At 63.6% G+C, this 14,601-nt stretch carries 15 protein-coding genes; 10 read left to right on the plus strand and 5 right to left on the minus strand.

Translation table 11 applies throughout. The annotated features are described in order from the left end of the window. Positions 1-3: 3 nt before the first annotated feature. The 5 genes from hisS to ACO06F_RS10705 form a co-directional block, all read right to left on the minus strand. Positions 4-1,440, minus strand: a complete 1,437-nt coding sequence (gene hisS, locus ACO06F_RS10685) for a histidine--tRNA ligase (RefSeq protein ID WP_421692744.1) — start codon at positions 1,438-1,440, stop codon at positions 4-6. Positions 1,441-1,638: 198 nt separating this feature from the next. After that, positions 1,639-2,484 (minus strand): fumarylacetoacetate hydrolase family protein, encoded by an 846-nt coding sequence (locus ACO06F_RS10690; RefSeq protein WP_421692745.1) that lies wholly within the window; start codon positions 2,482-2,484, stop codon positions 1,639-1,641. A gap of 206 nt (positions 2,485-2,690) precedes the next feature. Beyond that, positions 2,691-3,359, minus strand: a complete 669-nt coding sequence (locus tag ACO06F_RS10695; protein WP_421692746.1) for a LutC/YkgG family protein — start codon at positions 3,357-3,359, stop codon at positions 2,691-2,693. After that, positions 3,356-4,771 carry a LutB/LldF family L-lactate oxidation iron-sulfur protein gene (locus tag ACO06F_RS10700; protein WP_421696661.1) on the minus strand — a complete coding sequence of 472 codons (1,416 nt, stop codon included), beginning with the start codon at positions 4,769-4,771 and terminating at the stop codon, positions 3,356-3,358. Before ACO06F_RS10700 ends, ACO06F_RS10695 begins: the two co-directional genes overlap by 4 nt. After that, positions 4,771-5,535, minus strand: coding sequence for a (Fe-S)-binding protein (locus tag ACO06F_RS10705; protein ID WP_421692747.1), 765 nt, complete (start codon positions 5,533-5,535; stop codon positions 4,771-4,773). Before ACO06F_RS10705 ends, ACO06F_RS10700 begins: the two co-directional genes overlap by 1 nt. A gap of 106 nt (positions 5,536-5,641) precedes the next feature. On the opposite strand from ACO06F_RS10705, the gene ACO06F_RS10710 reads away from it, so the two are divergent. The 10 genes from ACO06F_RS10710 (at position 5,642) to ureG (ending at position 14,556) form a co-directional block, all read left to right on the plus strand. Beyond that, positions 5,642-7,132, plus strand: a complete 1,491-nt coding sequence (locus ACO06F_RS10710; protein ID WP_421692748.1) for an FAD-linked oxidase C-terminal domain-containing protein — start codon at positions 5,642-5,644, stop codon at positions 7,130-7,132. Continuing rightward, entirely contained in the window at positions 7,132-8,283 is a 1,152-nt protein-coding gene (glcE, locus tag ACO06F_RS10715) for a glycolate oxidase subunit GlcE (protein ID WP_421692749.1), read from the plus strand. Before ACO06F_RS10710 ends, glcE begins: the two co-directional genes overlap by 1 nt. Beyond that, positions 8,283-9,617, plus strand: a complete 1,335-nt coding sequence (gene glcF / locus ACO06F_RS10720; RefSeq protein WP_421692750.1) for a glycolate oxidase subunit GlcF — start codon at positions 8,283-8,285, stop codon at positions 9,615-9,617. The genes glcE and glcF overlap by 1 nt, the downstream gene beginning before the upstream one ends. A 118-nt stretch (positions 9,618-9,735) precedes the next feature. Further along, positions 9,736-10,515, plus strand: coding sequence for an urease accessory protein UreD (locus tag ACO06F_RS10725; protein WP_421692751.1), 780 nt, complete (start codon positions 9,736-9,738; stop codon positions 10,513-10,515). A 9-nt stretch (positions 10,516-10,524) separates the two neighbouring features. Continuing rightward, complete coding sequence (locus tag ACO06F_RS10730) at positions 10,525-10,827, plus strand: urease subunit gamma (protein WP_421692752.1); 303 nt, start codon at positions 10,525-10,527, stop codon at positions 10,825-10,827. Between the two features lie 12 nt (positions 10,828-10,839). Further along, positions 10,840-11,145: an urease subunit beta gene (locus tag ACO06F_RS10735; RefSeq protein WP_421692753.1), complete on the plus strand. Its 306-nt coding sequence runs from the start codon at positions 10,840-10,842 to the stop codon at positions 11,143-11,145. A gap of 1 nt (position 11,146) precedes the next feature. Next, a complete protein-coding gene (ureC, locus tag ACO06F_RS10740) occupies positions 11,147-12,850 on the plus strand; it encodes an urease subunit alpha (protein WP_421692754.1) in 1,704 nt (567 codons plus the stop codon). After that, positions 12,850-13,293: an urease accessory protein UreE gene (locus ACO06F_RS10745; protein WP_421692755.1), complete on the plus strand. Its 444-nt coding sequence runs from the start codon at positions 12,850-12,852 to the stop codon at positions 13,291-13,293. The genes ureC and ACO06F_RS10745 overlap by 1 nt, the downstream gene beginning before the upstream one ends. Further along, positions 13,283-13,927: an urease accessory protein UreF gene (locus ACO06F_RS10750; protein WP_421692756.1), complete on the plus strand. Its 645-nt coding sequence runs from the start codon at positions 13,283-13,285 to the stop codon at positions 13,925-13,927. The genes ACO06F_RS10745 and ACO06F_RS10750 overlap by 11 nt, the downstream gene beginning before the upstream one ends. Continuing rightward, positions 13,924-14,556, plus strand: a complete 633-nt coding sequence (ureG, locus tag ACO06F_RS10755; protein ID WP_421692757.1) for an urease accessory protein UreG — start codon at positions 13,924-13,926, stop codon at positions 14,554-14,556. Before ACO06F_RS10750 ends, ureG begins: the two co-directional genes overlap by 4 nt. The last annotated feature ends 45 nt before the right edge of the window (positions 14,557-14,601 follow it).

Below are 14,601 nucleotides of genomic sequence, written 5' to 3' on the forward strand. Positions count from 1 at the left end.
AATTCACCCGGCGAGTGCCGTCTTCACCGCCGCCACGAGCTCCGCTTCGGGCACGGAGAACTGTGCGAGCCGTTGGGACGCATATTCTTCGCGGGACGCGATGTTGCCCGCAAGCTCGGAACCCAGACGAAGGTCCTTGATCTGCACTTCGCCCTTGAGCTTTTCGTCACCGCCCTGGATGACGACCAGGGGCGCGCCCCGCTTATCGGCATATTTCATCTGCGCTTTCATGCCGGCGGTGCCTGCATACATTTCTGCGCGGATGTTGTTTCTGCGAAGCGCCTGCACCATGCGCCAGTAATCGCCCTGCCGGTCCTTGTCCATGACGAGCACGACAACGGGAGCAAGCGTTGTAGACTCTTCCGCAAGCTTTGCGAGTTTCAGCGCCGAATAGAGCCGCGACACGCCGATGGAGAATCCGGTGGCAGGCACCTGCTGCCCGGTGAAGCGCGCGACAAGATCGTCATAGCGCCCGCCGCCGCCGACGGAACCGAAGCGCACGGTTTTACCGTCTTCGTCCTTGGTCTCCATCAGGAGTTCGCATTCGAAGACGGGCCCTGTGTAGTATTCGAGGCCGCGGACGACGGAACTGTCATAACGGATCTGATCCGCGCCATAACCCGCCGCGGCGAACAGCGCCTGCATGGCTTCAAGATCGCGCAGGCCGTCTTCGCCGCTCTTGCTGGCGCTTACATACTGTGGGTCGAGTGCAAGGGCCGTTGCAAAGCCGAGGCTCGCTTCGATCTGCTTATCAGTGAGACCCGCACCCTTGGTGAAATCGCCGGACTCGTCCTTGCGGCCAGCACCCAAGAGAAGTGCAACGCCCTCCTTGCCGAGACGATCCAGCTTGTCCAGCGCGCGGAGCCAGGTGAGCTTCACCTCTTCGCCGATGCCGAAGGTTTCGGTGAAGCCGTCCAGGAGCTTGCGGCTGTTGAACTTCATGACATACTGGCCGCGCTCCAGCCCCAGCGCCTCCATCGTGTCCGCCGCCATCATGCAGACTTCGGCATCGGCCACGGGTGAGGCGGAGCCCACCGTGTCTGCGTCGAACTGCATGAACTGGCGGAAGCGGCCCGGCCCCGGCTTCTCGTTGCGGAACACCCAGCCCTGGCGGTAGCTGCGATAGGGCGTCGGCAGCTTCTGATTGTTTTCCGCGACAAAGCGCGCCAGCGGGGCCGTCAAATCATAGCGGAGCGAGAGCCACTGGTCGTCATCGTCCTGGAAGGAGAAGACGCCGGCATTGGGCCGGTCCTGATCGGGCAGGAATTTTCCCAGCGCTTCGGTGTATTCGATGAAGGGCTGCTCCACCGGCTCGAAGCCATAGGATTCATAGACCTGCTGGATCGTTGCCAGCATGCGCCGGACACCGCGGATTTCATCGGGCCCAATATCGCGGAACCCTTTGGCAACGCGGGCCTTCGGGCGGTGGTCTTTGCTCATGTCAGGACAACTCGGCTTGATTGGCCGGGTATCTAGAGGAATGGGAGCCAAGGGGCAAGATTTCCCGTGGCCACCACCCCGCAGACACCCGCCTTCACCCCGCCCGGACTTGATCCGGGCGCCCCTTTTCCGTGGCCGCCAAAAAGGATGGCCGGGTCATGCCCGGCCATGGTGAGTGTGTGGTGAGGCCGCTCCGCCTTACTTATCCCGGCGCACGGTCTGGAACTGTTCGCCCAGGCCTTCGATGCCGATCTTCATGGTGTCACCCGGCTTCAGATATTGCGGCGGCTTCATGCCCATGCCCACGCCCGGCGGCGTGCCGGTGGTGATGATGTCGCCCGGCATCAGCGTGAAGAACTCCGAGAGATAGGCCACGATATGGGCCACGCCGAACACCATGGTGGCGGTGGAGCCGTCTTGCACGCGCTTGCCGTTGAGATCGAGCCACATATGCAGCTTCTGCGGGTTCGGCACCTCGTCCGCCGTCACCAGCCAGGGGCCCACGGGGCCGAAGGTGTCATAGGACTTGCCCTTGGTCCACTGGCCGGAACGCTCCGCCTGGAATTCGCGCTCGGACAGATCGTTGATGGTGCAATAGCCCGCGATATAGTTGAGGGCGTCCTTCTTCTTGATGTTCTTGGCCTTGGTGCCGATGATGACGCCGAGCTCCACTTCCCAGTCCGACTTCTTGGACTTGGGGGGAATCGTCACGTCATCGAAGGGGCCTGACACGCAGCTCACCTGCTTGGTGAACACAACGGGCTCCTTCGGCACGGCAAGGCCTGATTCTGCTGCATGGTCTGAATAGTTGAGGCCAATCGCGATGAACTTCTGCGGATTGGCAATGCAGGCGCCGATCCGGGGCTTGCCCCGCACCAGGGGCAGGGATTCCGGCTTGATCTTCTTCAGGCGCGCCAGGGCCTTGGGTCCGATCGTCTCGCCGGTGATGTCCGGTACCACGGCGGAGAGATCGCGGATCTTGCCGTCCTTGTCGAGCAGGCCCGGCTTTTCCTTACCCTTCGGCCCATAACGCAAAAGCTTCATCTGTGGTCCCCATTTGGTAGTGTGTGACGGACGCGCAAAATGACGGCGATTGCGCAACAAGTCAAAAGAGTTTGGCGCGTGCAGCACCACCCCCACCCCTACCCCTCCCCACAAGGGGGAGGGAAACGCTCGGCGGCAGATTGCCGGTTTTGGCTCCTCTCCCCCTTGTGGGGAGGGGTAGGGGTGGGGGGCCGCGGAATAAAGACCTAGCGCACAATGATCACATGCATGTTCTTGGGCCCATGTGCTGGGCGAACGATGGTCTGTTCGATGTCGGCGGTGCGTGAGGGGCCGGAGATCATGTTCACCGTGCGCGGCATGTTGCCTTCGCCCATGAGGGCACGAAGCTTGCTCCAGGCCTCTTCATAGCTTGCAAACAGGGCGGAGGTTTCGAGCACCACGATGTGGGATTCGGGCAGGAAGTTAAGCGTCGTCGGATTGTCCGGCCCGGAAATCTGAATGATGGTGCCGGATTCGGCCACGCCCGCAAAGGCGCGGGTGATCGAGGCGCGGTCGCTCTCCTCGGCACGGCCTTCGACGACGTCGAGAATGCCGCCGCGGTGCCAGGGCAGATGCGCCAGCACAGGGTCCGCGCCGCGCCTGACATGGGCGGGGAGATTGGCGTTCCGGAGATAATCCGCCACGGCATGGGGCACGTCGTTGATGTCCGTCAGGATTTCCACACTGCCGCCCACTGCCTCCATCATCTCGGTGAAGATGTGGATGCGGTGCTCATCGTCACCCTGGCCGCGCTGGGGGATCAGATTGCGCGGATGTTCCTTGAGCCTGGCATCGACGGCGGCAATGCGCGCCTCCTCCGGCGCTTTCGGCAGCTTGGACCGGATGCGGGCCAGCATGGCTTCGCGCGCGCTCATGTGCGGCGCTCCTTCCAGAGTTGATGGAAGGTCTTGCCCTGCGGTGCCGGCAGATCCCGGAATTGCGTCCATCCGGAAGCGAGCGGCACGCTTGAAAGCCTGCCCTTGCCATGCGCCTGGTTTCCCAGCACGCGGGCTGCAAGCCCAGTGAAGCGGCGGTAGAGCTTGGGGCGCTTGGCCAGGAAGGCCCAGGCACCCAGGCCCCAACGGGCGGAGAGGGGCTGCAGGTGGCGCTCGAATTCCTTCTCGCGCCAGTGGCGCAGCATCTTGGGCAGTGGAATTCGCATGGGGCAGACCTCCTCGCAGCGGCCGCAGAAGGTCGATGCGTTGGGAAGATGCTTGGCCTTCTCGATGCCGACGAGAGCCGGTGTGACCACTGAGCCGATTGGGCCGGGATAGACCCAGCCATAGGCATGGCCACCCACCGCATTATAGACCGGGCAGTGGTTGAGGCAGGCGCCGCAGCGGATGCAGCGCAGCATGTCCTGGAACTCTGTGCCGAGCACATTGGAGCGGCCATTGTCCAGGATCACCACGTGATATTCGATGGGCCCGTCCAGGTCTCCCGGCCGGCGGCCGCCGGTTGAAAGTGTCGTATAGTTGGAGAAGTCCTGGCCCGTGGCGGAGCGCGCGAGGACGCGCAGGATGGTGGAAGCATCCTCCAGCGTCGGAACGATCTTCTCGATCGAGGCCAGCACGATGTGCACCTTGGGCAATGTCTGCGTGAGATCGCCATTGCCCTCATTGGTGACGATGATCGAGGTGCCGGTTTCGGCAATCAGGAAATTGGCGCCGGTGATGCCAACATCGGCCTCGAGATACTTCTGGCGCAGCACGGCCCGCGCTTCTTCGACGAGGGCGGGGATCTCGGTCAGGTCACGCTTCGGGTCCAGATGCGTGTGCGCCTTGCGGAAATCGTCCTCCACCTGATCGCGCGTCAGATGCACGGCGGGGGCGATGATGTGGGAAGGCCGCTCATTGCGGAGCTGGATGATGTATTCACCGAGATCGGTCTCAACCGGCGTGATGCCATTTTCGGACAAGTGCTGGTTCAGATCGATCTCTTCCGAGATCATCGACTTGCCCTTGGTGACGAGCCTGGCGCCCGCCTGCTGGCAGATTGCGAGGATGGCGGCGCGGGCGTCCTCCGCCGTGTCCGCCCAGTGCACGTGGCCGCCTGACTCCTTCACCTTCGCTTCATAGCGTTCGAGATAGAGGTCGAGATGGTCCAGCACATGGTCTTTGATATCGCGCGACTGGTCCCGCAGTGCATCGAACTCTGGCAAGGCTTCCCGCGCCTTGGAGCGCTTGGCGATGAAGCGGGGGCCCGTCTCCGTCATCGCATATTGCAGCTTGCCGTCGGCCAGGGCCTTCGAGACATTTCCGGGGAATGCTGTGGCGGACATATCCATCATTCGGCCTCCGCGATGGGCGGGGTTGCATAGTCGCCGGCTAGCACCTCGGCCACGTGGCGCACCTTCACGGGGCTTCCTACGCGCTTCAGCTTTCCGGCCATGTTCATGAGGCAGCCCAAATCCCCCGCAATCAGCGTGTCGGCGCCCGTCGCCTCAATGTTGCGGAGCTTTTTCTCCAGCATCTTGTCTGAAATGCCGGGATACTTGACACAGAAGGTGCCGCCAAAGCCGCAGCAGACCTCCGCATCCGTCATCTCGCGCAAGGTGACGCCTTGAACACTTGCCAGCAGCTTCCGCGGTTCGTTGCGGATACCGAGCTCGCGCAGGCCCGAGCAGGAGTCGTGGTAGGTCGCACGCGCCGGGAACTCCGCGTCCACCCTCTCCACCTTCCGGATGCGGGTGAGGAAGGAGACGAGCTCATGGGTACGGGTGGCCAAGTCCTCGGCCTCGGCGTGTTCCGTGGTGCCGGGCTCGAACAGGTCCGGGTAATGCTTGATGATCATGCCGCCGCAGGAGCCCGAAGGGGCCACCACATAATCATAGCCCTTGAAGGCGGCGATCACGTTGCGGGCAAGGGCTGTCGCATTGGCGCGGTCGCCTGAATTGAAGGCGGGCTGGCCGCAGCAGGTCTGGGCCTCGGGCACCTCCACCGTGCAGCCGGCATCTTCCAGCAGCTTGACCGCCGCAAAGCCCACGGAAGGGCGGAAGAGATCGACCAGACAGGTGACGAAAAGGCCAACGCGCGGAGACGTCTCGGACATGGAACCTCGGGGGTAATCATGGGAAGCGGGGTTTTGCCAGCCCAGGCTCCGCCCCGCAAGGCGATCTTTCATTGCATTGGCGTGCGGAGGCGGCTTAATTCGCCGCATGCTCACCATGCCCGTGCCCGATCCTGAGGTCATCGCCCGCCGTGGCGCCATTGCCACGGCCCTCCGCCGCATCGTTCCGGGCGAAGGCGTGGTCGAAGCCCCCATTGAAATGCGGGCCTTCGAGACGGATGGGCTGACCGCCTACCGCCAGATGCCGCTGGTGGTGGTGCTGCCGCAAACGACCGCGCAAGTGTCCGAGGTCCTCCGCTTTGCCTATGAGAATGACATCAAGCTGGTGCCGCGTGGGGCGGGCACCTCACTTTCCGGTGGCGCTTTGCCGCTGGCGGACGGGATCCTGCTTGGCATGGCCAAATTCAACCGGGTTCTGGAGATTGACTATGCCAACCGCTGCGCCGTGGTGCAGCCGGGGGTGACCAACCTCGCCATCAGCAAGGCGGTGGAGCACAAGGGCTTCTACTATGCGCCCGACCCCTCCTCCCAGATCGCCTGCACCATCGGCGGCAATGTGGCGGAGAATTCAGGGGGCGTGCACTGCCTGAAATACGGCCTCACCGCCAATAATGTGCTGGGCATCGAAATGGTGCTGGTGACCGGCGAGGTGATCCGGCTCGGCGGCAAGCATCTGGACAGCGAGGGCTATGACCTTTTGGGCCTCATGACGGGCTCCGAGGGGCTGTTGGGCGTCGTCACCGAAGTCACCGTCCGCATCCTGCAGAAGCCTGAGACGGCGCGCGCCGTGCTGGTGGGTTTCCCGTCCAGCGAGGCGGCCGGGCAGTGCGTGGCGGATGTGATCTCGGCGGGCATCATTCCGGGCGGCATGGAAATGATGGACCGCCCCGCCATTCACGCCGCTGAGGAATTCGTTCACGCAAATTACCCGCTCGATGTGGAGGCGTTGCTGATCGTGGAGCTGGACGGTCCCCAGGTCGAGGTCGACCATCTGATTGAGCGTGTTTCCGAGATTGCGCGCGCCAACCAGGCTACCACGCTGCGCGTCTCGACCTCCGAAGAAGAGCGGCTGCTGTTCTGGGCCGGGCGCAAGGCGGCCTTCCCCGCGGTCGGGCGCATTTCACCCGATTATTTGTGCATGGATGGGACCATCCCGCGCAAGCGCCTGCCCGAGGTTCTGCAGGGAATGGAGCAGCTTTCCCGTATCCACCGCCTGCGCGTGGCGAATGTCTTCCATGCAGGGGACGGGAACCTCCACCCGCTGATCCTTTATGATGCCAATGACCCGGATGAGCTCGACCGCGCGGAAGCTTTCGGCGCCGATATTTTGAGGCTCTGCGTCAAAGTGGGGGGTGTGCTCACCGGCGAACATGGTGTGGGGATCGAGAAACGTGACCTGATGCCGGAGATGTTCACGGAAGGAGACCTGGCCCAGCAGATGCGCGTCAAATGTGCGTTCGATGCCAAGGGCCTGCTCAACCCCGGCAAGGTCTTCCCCACGCTCCACCGCTGCGCGGAGATGGGCCGCATGCATGTGAAGGGCGGCCAGCTTCCCTTTGCGGATATTCCGAGATTCTAATGCCGCATGCCGTGAAGCCGGGGTCGCTCTCCGAATTATCCGACATCATCGCCGCCGCCGATGCCCCTTTCGAAATGGCGGGAACCGGCAGCAAGCGTGCGCTGGGAAGGCCCGTTCAGGCCGCAGCCACCTTGGACATGTCCAGCTTCTCCGGCATCATCGCCTATGAGCCGGAAGAGCTGATCCTGGATGTGGGTGCGGGAACGCGGCTCAGCGATGTTGAGGCCTTGATCGGCGCCCGCCACCAGCAGCTGGCCTTCGAGCCACCGGATTGGTCAGCGCTGCTCAATGCGCCCCATAGCGGCACCATCGGGGGCCTCGTCGCCTGCAATCTCTCAGGGCCCCGCCGCATCAAGGCCGGCGCGGTGCGCGACCATATTCTCGGCATCCATGGCGTCACCGGTGCGGGAGACGTCTTCAAAGCCGGCGCGCGCGTGGTGAAGAATGTGACGGGCTATGACATGCCGAAGCTCTTGACCGGCTCCCATGGCACACTGGCCGCTCTCACCTCAGTCATCCTCAAGGTGCTGCCCGCGCCCGAAACGGAGGAGACCGTGGTGCTGACCAGGCTTGATGATCTGCAGGCCGTGAACATGATGAGCCTCGCGATGCAATCGCCCTGCGAAGTTTCCGCCGCGGCCTATATTCCCGGCGAGGCGGCCTATCTGCGGCTCGAAGGTGTGGCACCCTCCGTCGCCTACCGGCGGGATGCGCTGGCGAAGCTCCTGAAAACGCCGATTGAGGTGATGGCCGCAAAGAGTTCCGCCGCCACATGGTGCGCCATTCGAGATGGGGCGATGTTCGCGGAAAATCCGCGCCACCCGCTGTGGCGTCTCTCGGTCACTCCTTCGGATGCGCCAGACCTCATCCGTACACTGAAGGATCAGCTTGATCTCCGCTACGTCTTCGACTGGGCGGGCGGCCTCGTGTGGCTCGAAGTGCCGCCGTCACCCGATGCTTCCGCAACTCTGGTGCGCGGCGCCATGAAGAGCGGGCATGCGACATTGATCCGCGCGCCGGAACCGACACGTGCGGCGGTGGACGTATTCCAGCCGCAGCCCGCGGCACTTGCGGCACTATCGGCGCGCGTCAAGGCGTCGTTCGATCCGCGTCATATTCTCAACCCCGGCCGCATGTATCGGGGCGTCTGATGCAAACCTCCTTTACACCTGAACAGCTTGAAAGCCCCCGCATTGCGGAGGCCAACACCATCTTGCGCAAATGCGTGCATTGCGGCTTCTGCACCGCCACCTGCCCCACTTACGTGCTGCTGGGCGATGAGCTGGACAGCCCGCGCGGCCGCATCTACCTGATGAAGAACATGCTGGAGTCAGGTGGCCCCGCCACGGCGGAAACGGTGAAGCATCTCGACCGATGCCTCTCCTGCCTCTCCTGCATGACGACCTGCCCCTCGGGCGTGCATTACATGCATCTCGTGGATGAGGCGCGCGCCCATGTGGAAGAGACCTACACGCGCCCGCTGTTCGAGCGCCTGCTCCGGAATGTGCTGGCCTACACCATGCCGCGCCCCGGCCTGTTCCGCCTGTCCCTGATCGGCGCGAAACTCGCATCGCCCCTCGCACCGCTTGCGCGCGCGGCCGGTGCCACGCGCATTGCAGCGCTGCTCAACCTCGTGCCGAAGCAAATGCCCACGCCCGAGCGCTTCGGCCAGCCCGGAACCTATCCGGCGGCAGGAGAAAGGAAGGCCCGCGTCGCCCTTCTCATGGGCTGCGTGCAGAGCGTGCTGGACCCCGGCATCAATGCCGCCACCATCCGGCTTCTTACGCGGCTGGGCTTCGAGGTCGTCGTCTCAGGCGAAGAGGCCTGCTGCGGCTCCCTCACGCACCACATGGGAAAGGAGCATGACGCGCTCGCCCGTGCCCGGCGTTCCGTGGATCAGTGGATCAAGGCGGAGGTCGACGCGGTGATCGTGACGGCCTCTGGCTGCGGTACGACCATCAAGGATTATGGCCACATGCTGCGGCTCGATCCCGGCTATGCGGAGAAGGCGAAAACCATCAGCGCCAAGGCGAAGGACATTACGGAATTCCTGGTGATGCAGGATTTGCCGGAAGCCCAGGGCGGCCTCACACTTGCCTATCATTCCGCCTGTTCCATGCAGCACGGCCAGAAAATCCGCACCGAACCGCAACGCCTGCTCCGCCGCGCCGGTTTCACGGTGATGGAGGTGCCGGAAGGCCATCTCTGCTGCGGCTCGGCCGGCACCTACAACATCCTGCAGCCCGAAATCGCAACGCGGCTCAAGGAACGGAAAGTCGCCAATATCGAAAGCCTGGCCCCTCAGGCCATTGCCACCGGCAATATCGGCTGCATGACTCAGATCGGGTCCGGCACGAGGATCCCGATCCTCCACACCGTGGAGCTCTTGGACTGGGCCTATGGCGGGCCACGCCCCGAGAAGCTCAATGCTCTTTCCCCTTCTCCCATCCGGAGGATGGGAGAAGGTGGCCGACAGGCCGGATGAGGGCCTCTTTCAACGGGCTCGCACGCGGAGAGTGGCCCTCATCCGCCCTTCGGGCACCTTCTCCCATTGCTGCGCAACAGGAGAAGGGAAAGGCGAAGAGACCTCCTGTGGGTGATCCATGACCCAGCCCGTCCGCCACCAGCGTTCGGAGGGCGCGATCCTCCTCAGCATGGGTGCCACGGGCCTGAAGCGGCTGCGGGAGGCGCATGCGGCCAAGGTGCGGCTTCCGGCAGGCGGGCATGAAGCCATTCTCATCAATACGGGCGGCGGCCTTGCGGGTGGAGACCGCTTCAGCTTCGACATCACCGCCGAAGAAGACGCCCGCCTCACCCTCACCTCCCAGGCCGCCGAGCGCGTCTACCGTACACTCGGGCCCGCCGCAGAGGTCGATGTGCGCCTCACTGCGAAGTCTGGCGCCACGCTTATGTGGCTGCCGCAGGAATCGATCCTGTTCGATGGCGCTTCCCTGTCCCGCCGCATCACCGCCGATATCGCAGCCGATGCCCGGCTGCTCGCGGTCGAGTCCGTCATCCTCGGGCGGGAGGCGATGGGCGAAACCGTCCATCACGCAAGGCTTCGGGACAGCTGGCGCATCCGGCAGTCCGGGCGGCTGATCTTCGCCGATGACCTGGCTTTCGACGGCCCGCCCCCTGCCACTCCCGCCACGCTGGGGGAGGCCAGGGCCTTCGCCACCATCCTCGCCGTCTCTCCCCAGGCGGAGACAATGCTGGACGCCGTGCGCGCCGCCATCGGCCCTCGGGGTGATGCCAGTTCCTGGTCTGGCAAGATGGTTGCAAGGCTTGCCGCAAGGGACGGGTTTGAATTGCGCAAATCCCTGATTCCGGCACTCACCGTGCTGGCGGGTTGCGGTGCTCTGCCTAAATCTTGGTCGTTCTGAGGAGAATTTATGCAACTGACACCGCGCGAGAAAGACAAGCTGCTCGTCAGCCTTGCGGCACAGGTGGCGCGCCGCCGCCTGGAGCGCGGCGTGAAACTGAACCACCCGGAGGCGATTGCCCTGATCACCGACTATGTGGTCGAGGGCGCGCGCGACGGGCGCAGCGTTGCCGATCTGATGGAGACGGCGGCCCATGTCATCACCCGCGCGCAGGTGATGGAGGGGATCGCCGAAATGATCCATGACGTGCAGGTCGAAGCCACCTTCCCGGATGGCACCAAGCTCGTCACCGTCCACCAGCCCATCCGATAGGAGCGCCAGCACATGATCCCCGGCGAAGTGATCCCTCAAACTGGCGACATCGCGTTGAACAAGGGAGCAGCCACCGTCACACTCGAAGTGGCCAACACCGGAGATAGGCCCATTCAGGTGGGCTCGCACTATCATTTCTTCGAAACCAATGAGGCGCTGCGCTTCGATCGGGACAAGGCGCGGGGCATGCGGCTCGATATCGCGGCGGGCACGGCGGTGCGCTTCGAGCCCGGCCAGCGCCGAGAGGTGACGCTGGTGCCGATCGGCGGCCACCGCCGCATCTATGGGTTCCAGCAGAAGATCATGGGGGCGCTCTGACATGGCGAAAATCTCACGCGCCACCTATGCCGCAATGTATGGCCCCACGGTCGGAGACCGCGTGCGGCTCGCAGATACCGAGCTTTTCATCGAGGTGGAAAGAGACTTCACCACCTATGGCGAAGAGGTGAAGTTCGGCGGCGGCAAGGTGATCCGGGACGGTATGGGCCAGTCCCAGGCGACGCGCGCCGAGGGTGCTCTCGACACCGTCATAACCAATGCACTGATCGTCGATCACACCGGCATCTACAAGGCGGATGTGGGCTTGAAGGACGGCCGCATCGCAGGCGTTGGCAAGGCCGGCAATCCCGACACGCAAGCGGGCGTCACCCTCATCATCGGGCCGTCCACCGAAATCATTGCCTGCGAGGGCCGCATCCTCACCGCGGGGGGCATCGACAGCCACATCCATTTCATTGCACCCCAGCAGATCGAGGAGGCGCTCTATTCGGGTGTCACCACCATGCTGGGCGGCGGCACCGGCCCTGCGCATGGTACGCTCGCCACCACCTGCACCGGCGCCTGGCACATCATGCGCATGATCGAGGCGGCGGATTCCTTCCCGATGAATCTGGGGCTGATGGGCAAGGGCAATGCCTCCCTTCCCGCCCCCCTGGAGGAAATGGTGCTCGCCGGTGCCTGCGGCCTGAAGCTCCACGAAGACTGGGGCACGACGCCGGCTGCCATCGACAACTGCCTCAGCGTGGCCGATGCGCTGGACGTACAGGTGGCGATCCACACCGACACGCTGAACGAGTCAGGCTTCGTCGAAGAGACCATCGCCGCCTTCAAGGGCCGCACCATTCACACCTTCCACACGGAAGGTGCGGGCGGCGGCCATGCGCCCGATATCATCAGGGTGGCGGGTCTGCCCAATGTGCTGCCCTCCTCCACCAATCCGACCAGGCCCTATACGATCAACACCGTGGCCGAGCACCTCGACATGCTGATGGTGTGCCACCATTTGTCGCCACGCATTCCGGAAGACATTGCCTTTGCCGAAAGCCGCATCCGCAAGGAGACGATTGCGGCGGAAGACATTCTTCATGATCTGGGTGCCATTTCCATGATCTCGTCAGACAGCCAGGCCATGGGCCGCGTGGGGGAGATCATCATTCGCTGCTGGCAGACGGCCCACAAGATGAAGCTGCAGCGCGGCAGCCTTCCCGGCGATGGTGCCGCGGACAATTCGCGCGTCAAACGCTACATCGCGAAATACACGATCAACCCGGCGATTGCACAGGGGATCGCCCATGAGGTAGGCTCGATCGAGGTTGGAAAGCGCGCGGATCTCGTCATGTGGAACCCGGCCTTCTTCGGCATCAAGCCGGAAATGGTGCTGCTGGGCGGCTCCATCGCGGCAGCCCCGATGGGTGATCCCAATGCGTCCATCCCCACGCCGCAGCCCGTTCATTACCGCCCGATGTTCGCAAGCTTCGGCAAGCTGATGACCAATTCCTCCATCACCTTCGTCAGCAAGGCAGCACTCGATGATGGGCTCCAGGCAAAGCTCGGCACGGCCAAGAAGATGGTGGCGGTCCGGAACACGCGCGCCGGAATTTCCAAGGCTTCCATGGTCCACAACGCCGCAACGCCGGTGATCGAGGTCGATCCCGAAACCTATGAGGTGCGTGCCGATGGCGAGCTCTTGTCTTGCGAGCCCGCCAAGGTGCTGCCGATGGCACAGCGCTACTTCCTCTATTGATGGCCGTCCGTGCCACATCCTTCCGCCGGGCGGAGCCTCTGGGTGACAAGCCCTTCGCGATCGTCGTGCTTGATGCCGATCAGCGCCACATCCGGCGGAAGCGTATCACGCTCGCCAATGGCGAAGAGATTCTGGTCGATTTCGAGAAGCCCGCCCATCTGGCGCAAGGCGACCGGCTGGTGCTGGAAGATGGCCGCGTGGCGGAGGTCATCGCCGCAGATGAAGATCTGATGGAGGTACGCGGGCGCGATGCCCGGCATCTGGTGGAGCTGGCCTGGCACATCGGCAATCGCCATCTCCCCGCGCAAGTGGGTGAGGGCCGCATCCTGCTTCGGCGGGACCATATCATCCGGGCCATGCTGGAAAACCTCGGCGCTGCGTTGCGCGATGTGACGGAGCCTTTCACACCCGAACATGGCGCCTATCACAGCCATGACCACTGACCAGCGCCCCCTGCTGCTGCTCTTCACTTGGATGTCGCCCGCCTTCCCGACGGGGGCCTTTGCCTATTCGCATGGGCTCGAATGGGCCATTGACTGCGGCACGGTGCGGGATGCTGCAACCCTCAGCCAGTGGATTGAGGATCTGCTCACGCGCGGCTCTGCCTGGAATGATGCCGTGCTATTTTCCCGCTGCTGGCAGGATGATCCGGGGATGCTCAACGCGCTCGCCCTGGCGCTGGCCACCTCGCGCGAGCGCCATCTCGAAACGACGCAGCTTGGCCGTGCCTTCCGCATTGCCGCATCAGTTTTCGCGCCTGCCATTTTGCAGGACGAGGAGATCGCCTACCCCGTCGCCGCCGGCACGGCCTGCGCCTCAATGGGCATTGGTCTGGAGGATGCGCTGCTCGCCTGGCTCAACGGCTTTGCCGCCTCGCTCACCTCGGTTGCTGTGCGCCTCGTCCCGCTGGGGCAGACGGCCGGCCTCGAGGTGCTGCGCGACCTCGCGCCCATCCTCACCGCCACTGCCGCGCGCGCCGTGGCAGCGTCTCTGGACGATCTGGGTGCCATAACGATCGCGGCGGATATTGCCGCGATGCAACATGAAACACAACCATCACGGGTGTTCCGCACATGACCAGCACATCCTCCTCTCACGGTCCGCTGCGCGTTGGCATTGGCGGGCCAGTTGGTTCCGGCAAGACGACGCTCACCGAAAAGCTGTGCAAGGCGATGCGCGGCAGCTACTCCATCGGCGTCATCACAAATGACATCTACACCAAGGAAGATGCGACAATTCTCAACCGTCTGCAGGCCTTGCCGGAAGACCGGATCATGGGGGTGGAAACCGGCGGCTGCCCGCACACGGCAATCCGCGAGGATGCATCGATCAACCTTGCCGCAGTTGACGAGATGGTCAGGCGCCACCCGGATCTCGATGTCATCTTCATCGAATCCGGCGGGGACAATCTTGCAGCCACATTCTCGCCTGACCTGGCGGACATCTCGCTCTATGTGATTTCCGTCTGCCAGGGCGAGAAAATCCCCAGAAAGGGCGGCCCGGCCATCACCCGCTCAGACCTCCTCATCATCAACAAATCCGACCTCGCCCCCCATGTCATGGCCGACCTCGACGTCATGGAATCTGATACGAAAAGGGTTCGCGGAACAAGACCTTACGTCTTTACCGATCTACTTCGCCAGAAGGGCTTGGGGGAGGTCATCGCCTTCCTCGAAAGAACCGGTGGCCTGACCGCGCGGAACTAACCCTGTCCTCAAGCGTTGGGCCGGTCTCAAGGCAGGAGACCGCAG

Source organism: Aestuariivirga sp., assembly GCF_965227715.1.
In the GTDB taxonomy this organism is placed as follows: Bacteria; Pseudomonadota; Alphaproteobacteria; order Rhizobiales; family Aestuariivirgaceae; genus Aestuariivirga.

What these genes read in the sequence shown, in the direction of transcription:
- hisS (WP_421692744.1), bottom strand. Translation starts at nt 1,440, where the DNA reads ATGAGCAAAGACCACCGCCCGAAGGCCCGCGTTGCCAAAGGGTTCCGC.
- ACO06F_RS10690 (WP_421692745.1), bottom strand. Translation starts at nt 2,484, where the DNA reads ATGAAGCTTTTGCGTTATGGGCCGAAGGGTAAGGAAAAGCCGGGCCTG.
- ACO06F_RS10695 (WP_421692746.1), bottom strand. Translation starts at nt 3,359, where the DNA reads ATGAGCGCGCGCGAAGCCATGCTGGCCCGCATCCGGTCCAAGCTGCCG.
- ACO06F_RS10700 (WP_421696661.1), bottom strand. Translation starts at nt 4,771, where the DNA reads ATGGATATGTCCGCCACAGCATTCCCCGGAAATGTCTCGAAGGCCCTG.
- ACO06F_RS10705 (WP_421692747.1), bottom strand. Translation starts at nt 5,535, where the DNA reads ATGTCCGAGACGTCTCCGCGCGTTGGCCTTTTCGTCACCTGTCTGGTC.
- ACO06F_RS10710 (WP_421692748.1), top strand. Translation starts at nt 5,642, where the DNA reads ATGCTCACCATGCCCGTGCCCGATCCTGAGGTCATCGCCCGCCGTGGC.
- glcE (WP_421692749.1), top strand. Translation starts at nt 7,132, where the DNA reads ATGCCGCATGCCGTGAAGCCGGGGTCGCTCTCCGAATTATCCGACATC.
- glcF (WP_421692750.1), top strand. Translation starts at nt 8,283, where the DNA reads ATGCAAACCTCCTTTACACCTGAACAGCTTGAAAGCCCCCGCATTGCG.
- ACO06F_RS10725 (WP_421692751.1), top strand. Translation starts at nt 9,736, where the DNA reads ATGACCCAGCCCGTCCGCCACCAGCGTTCGGAGGGCGCGATCCTCCTC.
- ACO06F_RS10730 (WP_421692752.1), top strand. Translation starts at nt 10,525, where the DNA reads ATGCAACTGACACCGCGCGAGAAAGACAAGCTGCTCGTCAGCCTTGCG.
- ACO06F_RS10735 (WP_421692753.1), top strand. Translation starts at nt 10,840, where the DNA reads ATGATCCCCGGCGAAGTGATCCCTCAAACTGGCGACATCGCGTTGAAC.
- ureC (WP_421692754.1), top strand. Translation starts at nt 11,147, where the DNA reads ATGGCGAAAATCTCACGCGCCACCTATGCCGCAATGTATGGCCCCACG.
- ACO06F_RS10745 (WP_421692755.1), top strand. Translation starts at nt 12,850, where the DNA reads ATGGCCGTCCGTGCCACATCCTTCCGCCGGGCGGAGCCTCTGGGTGAC.
- ACO06F_RS10750 (WP_421692756.1), top strand. Translation starts at nt 13,283, where the DNA reads ATGACCACTGACCAGCGCCCCCTGCTGCTGCTCTTCACTTGGATGTCG.
- ureG (WP_421692757.1), top strand. Translation starts at nt 13,924, where the DNA reads ATGACCAGCACATCCTCCTCTCACGGTCCGCTGCGCGTTGGCATTGGC.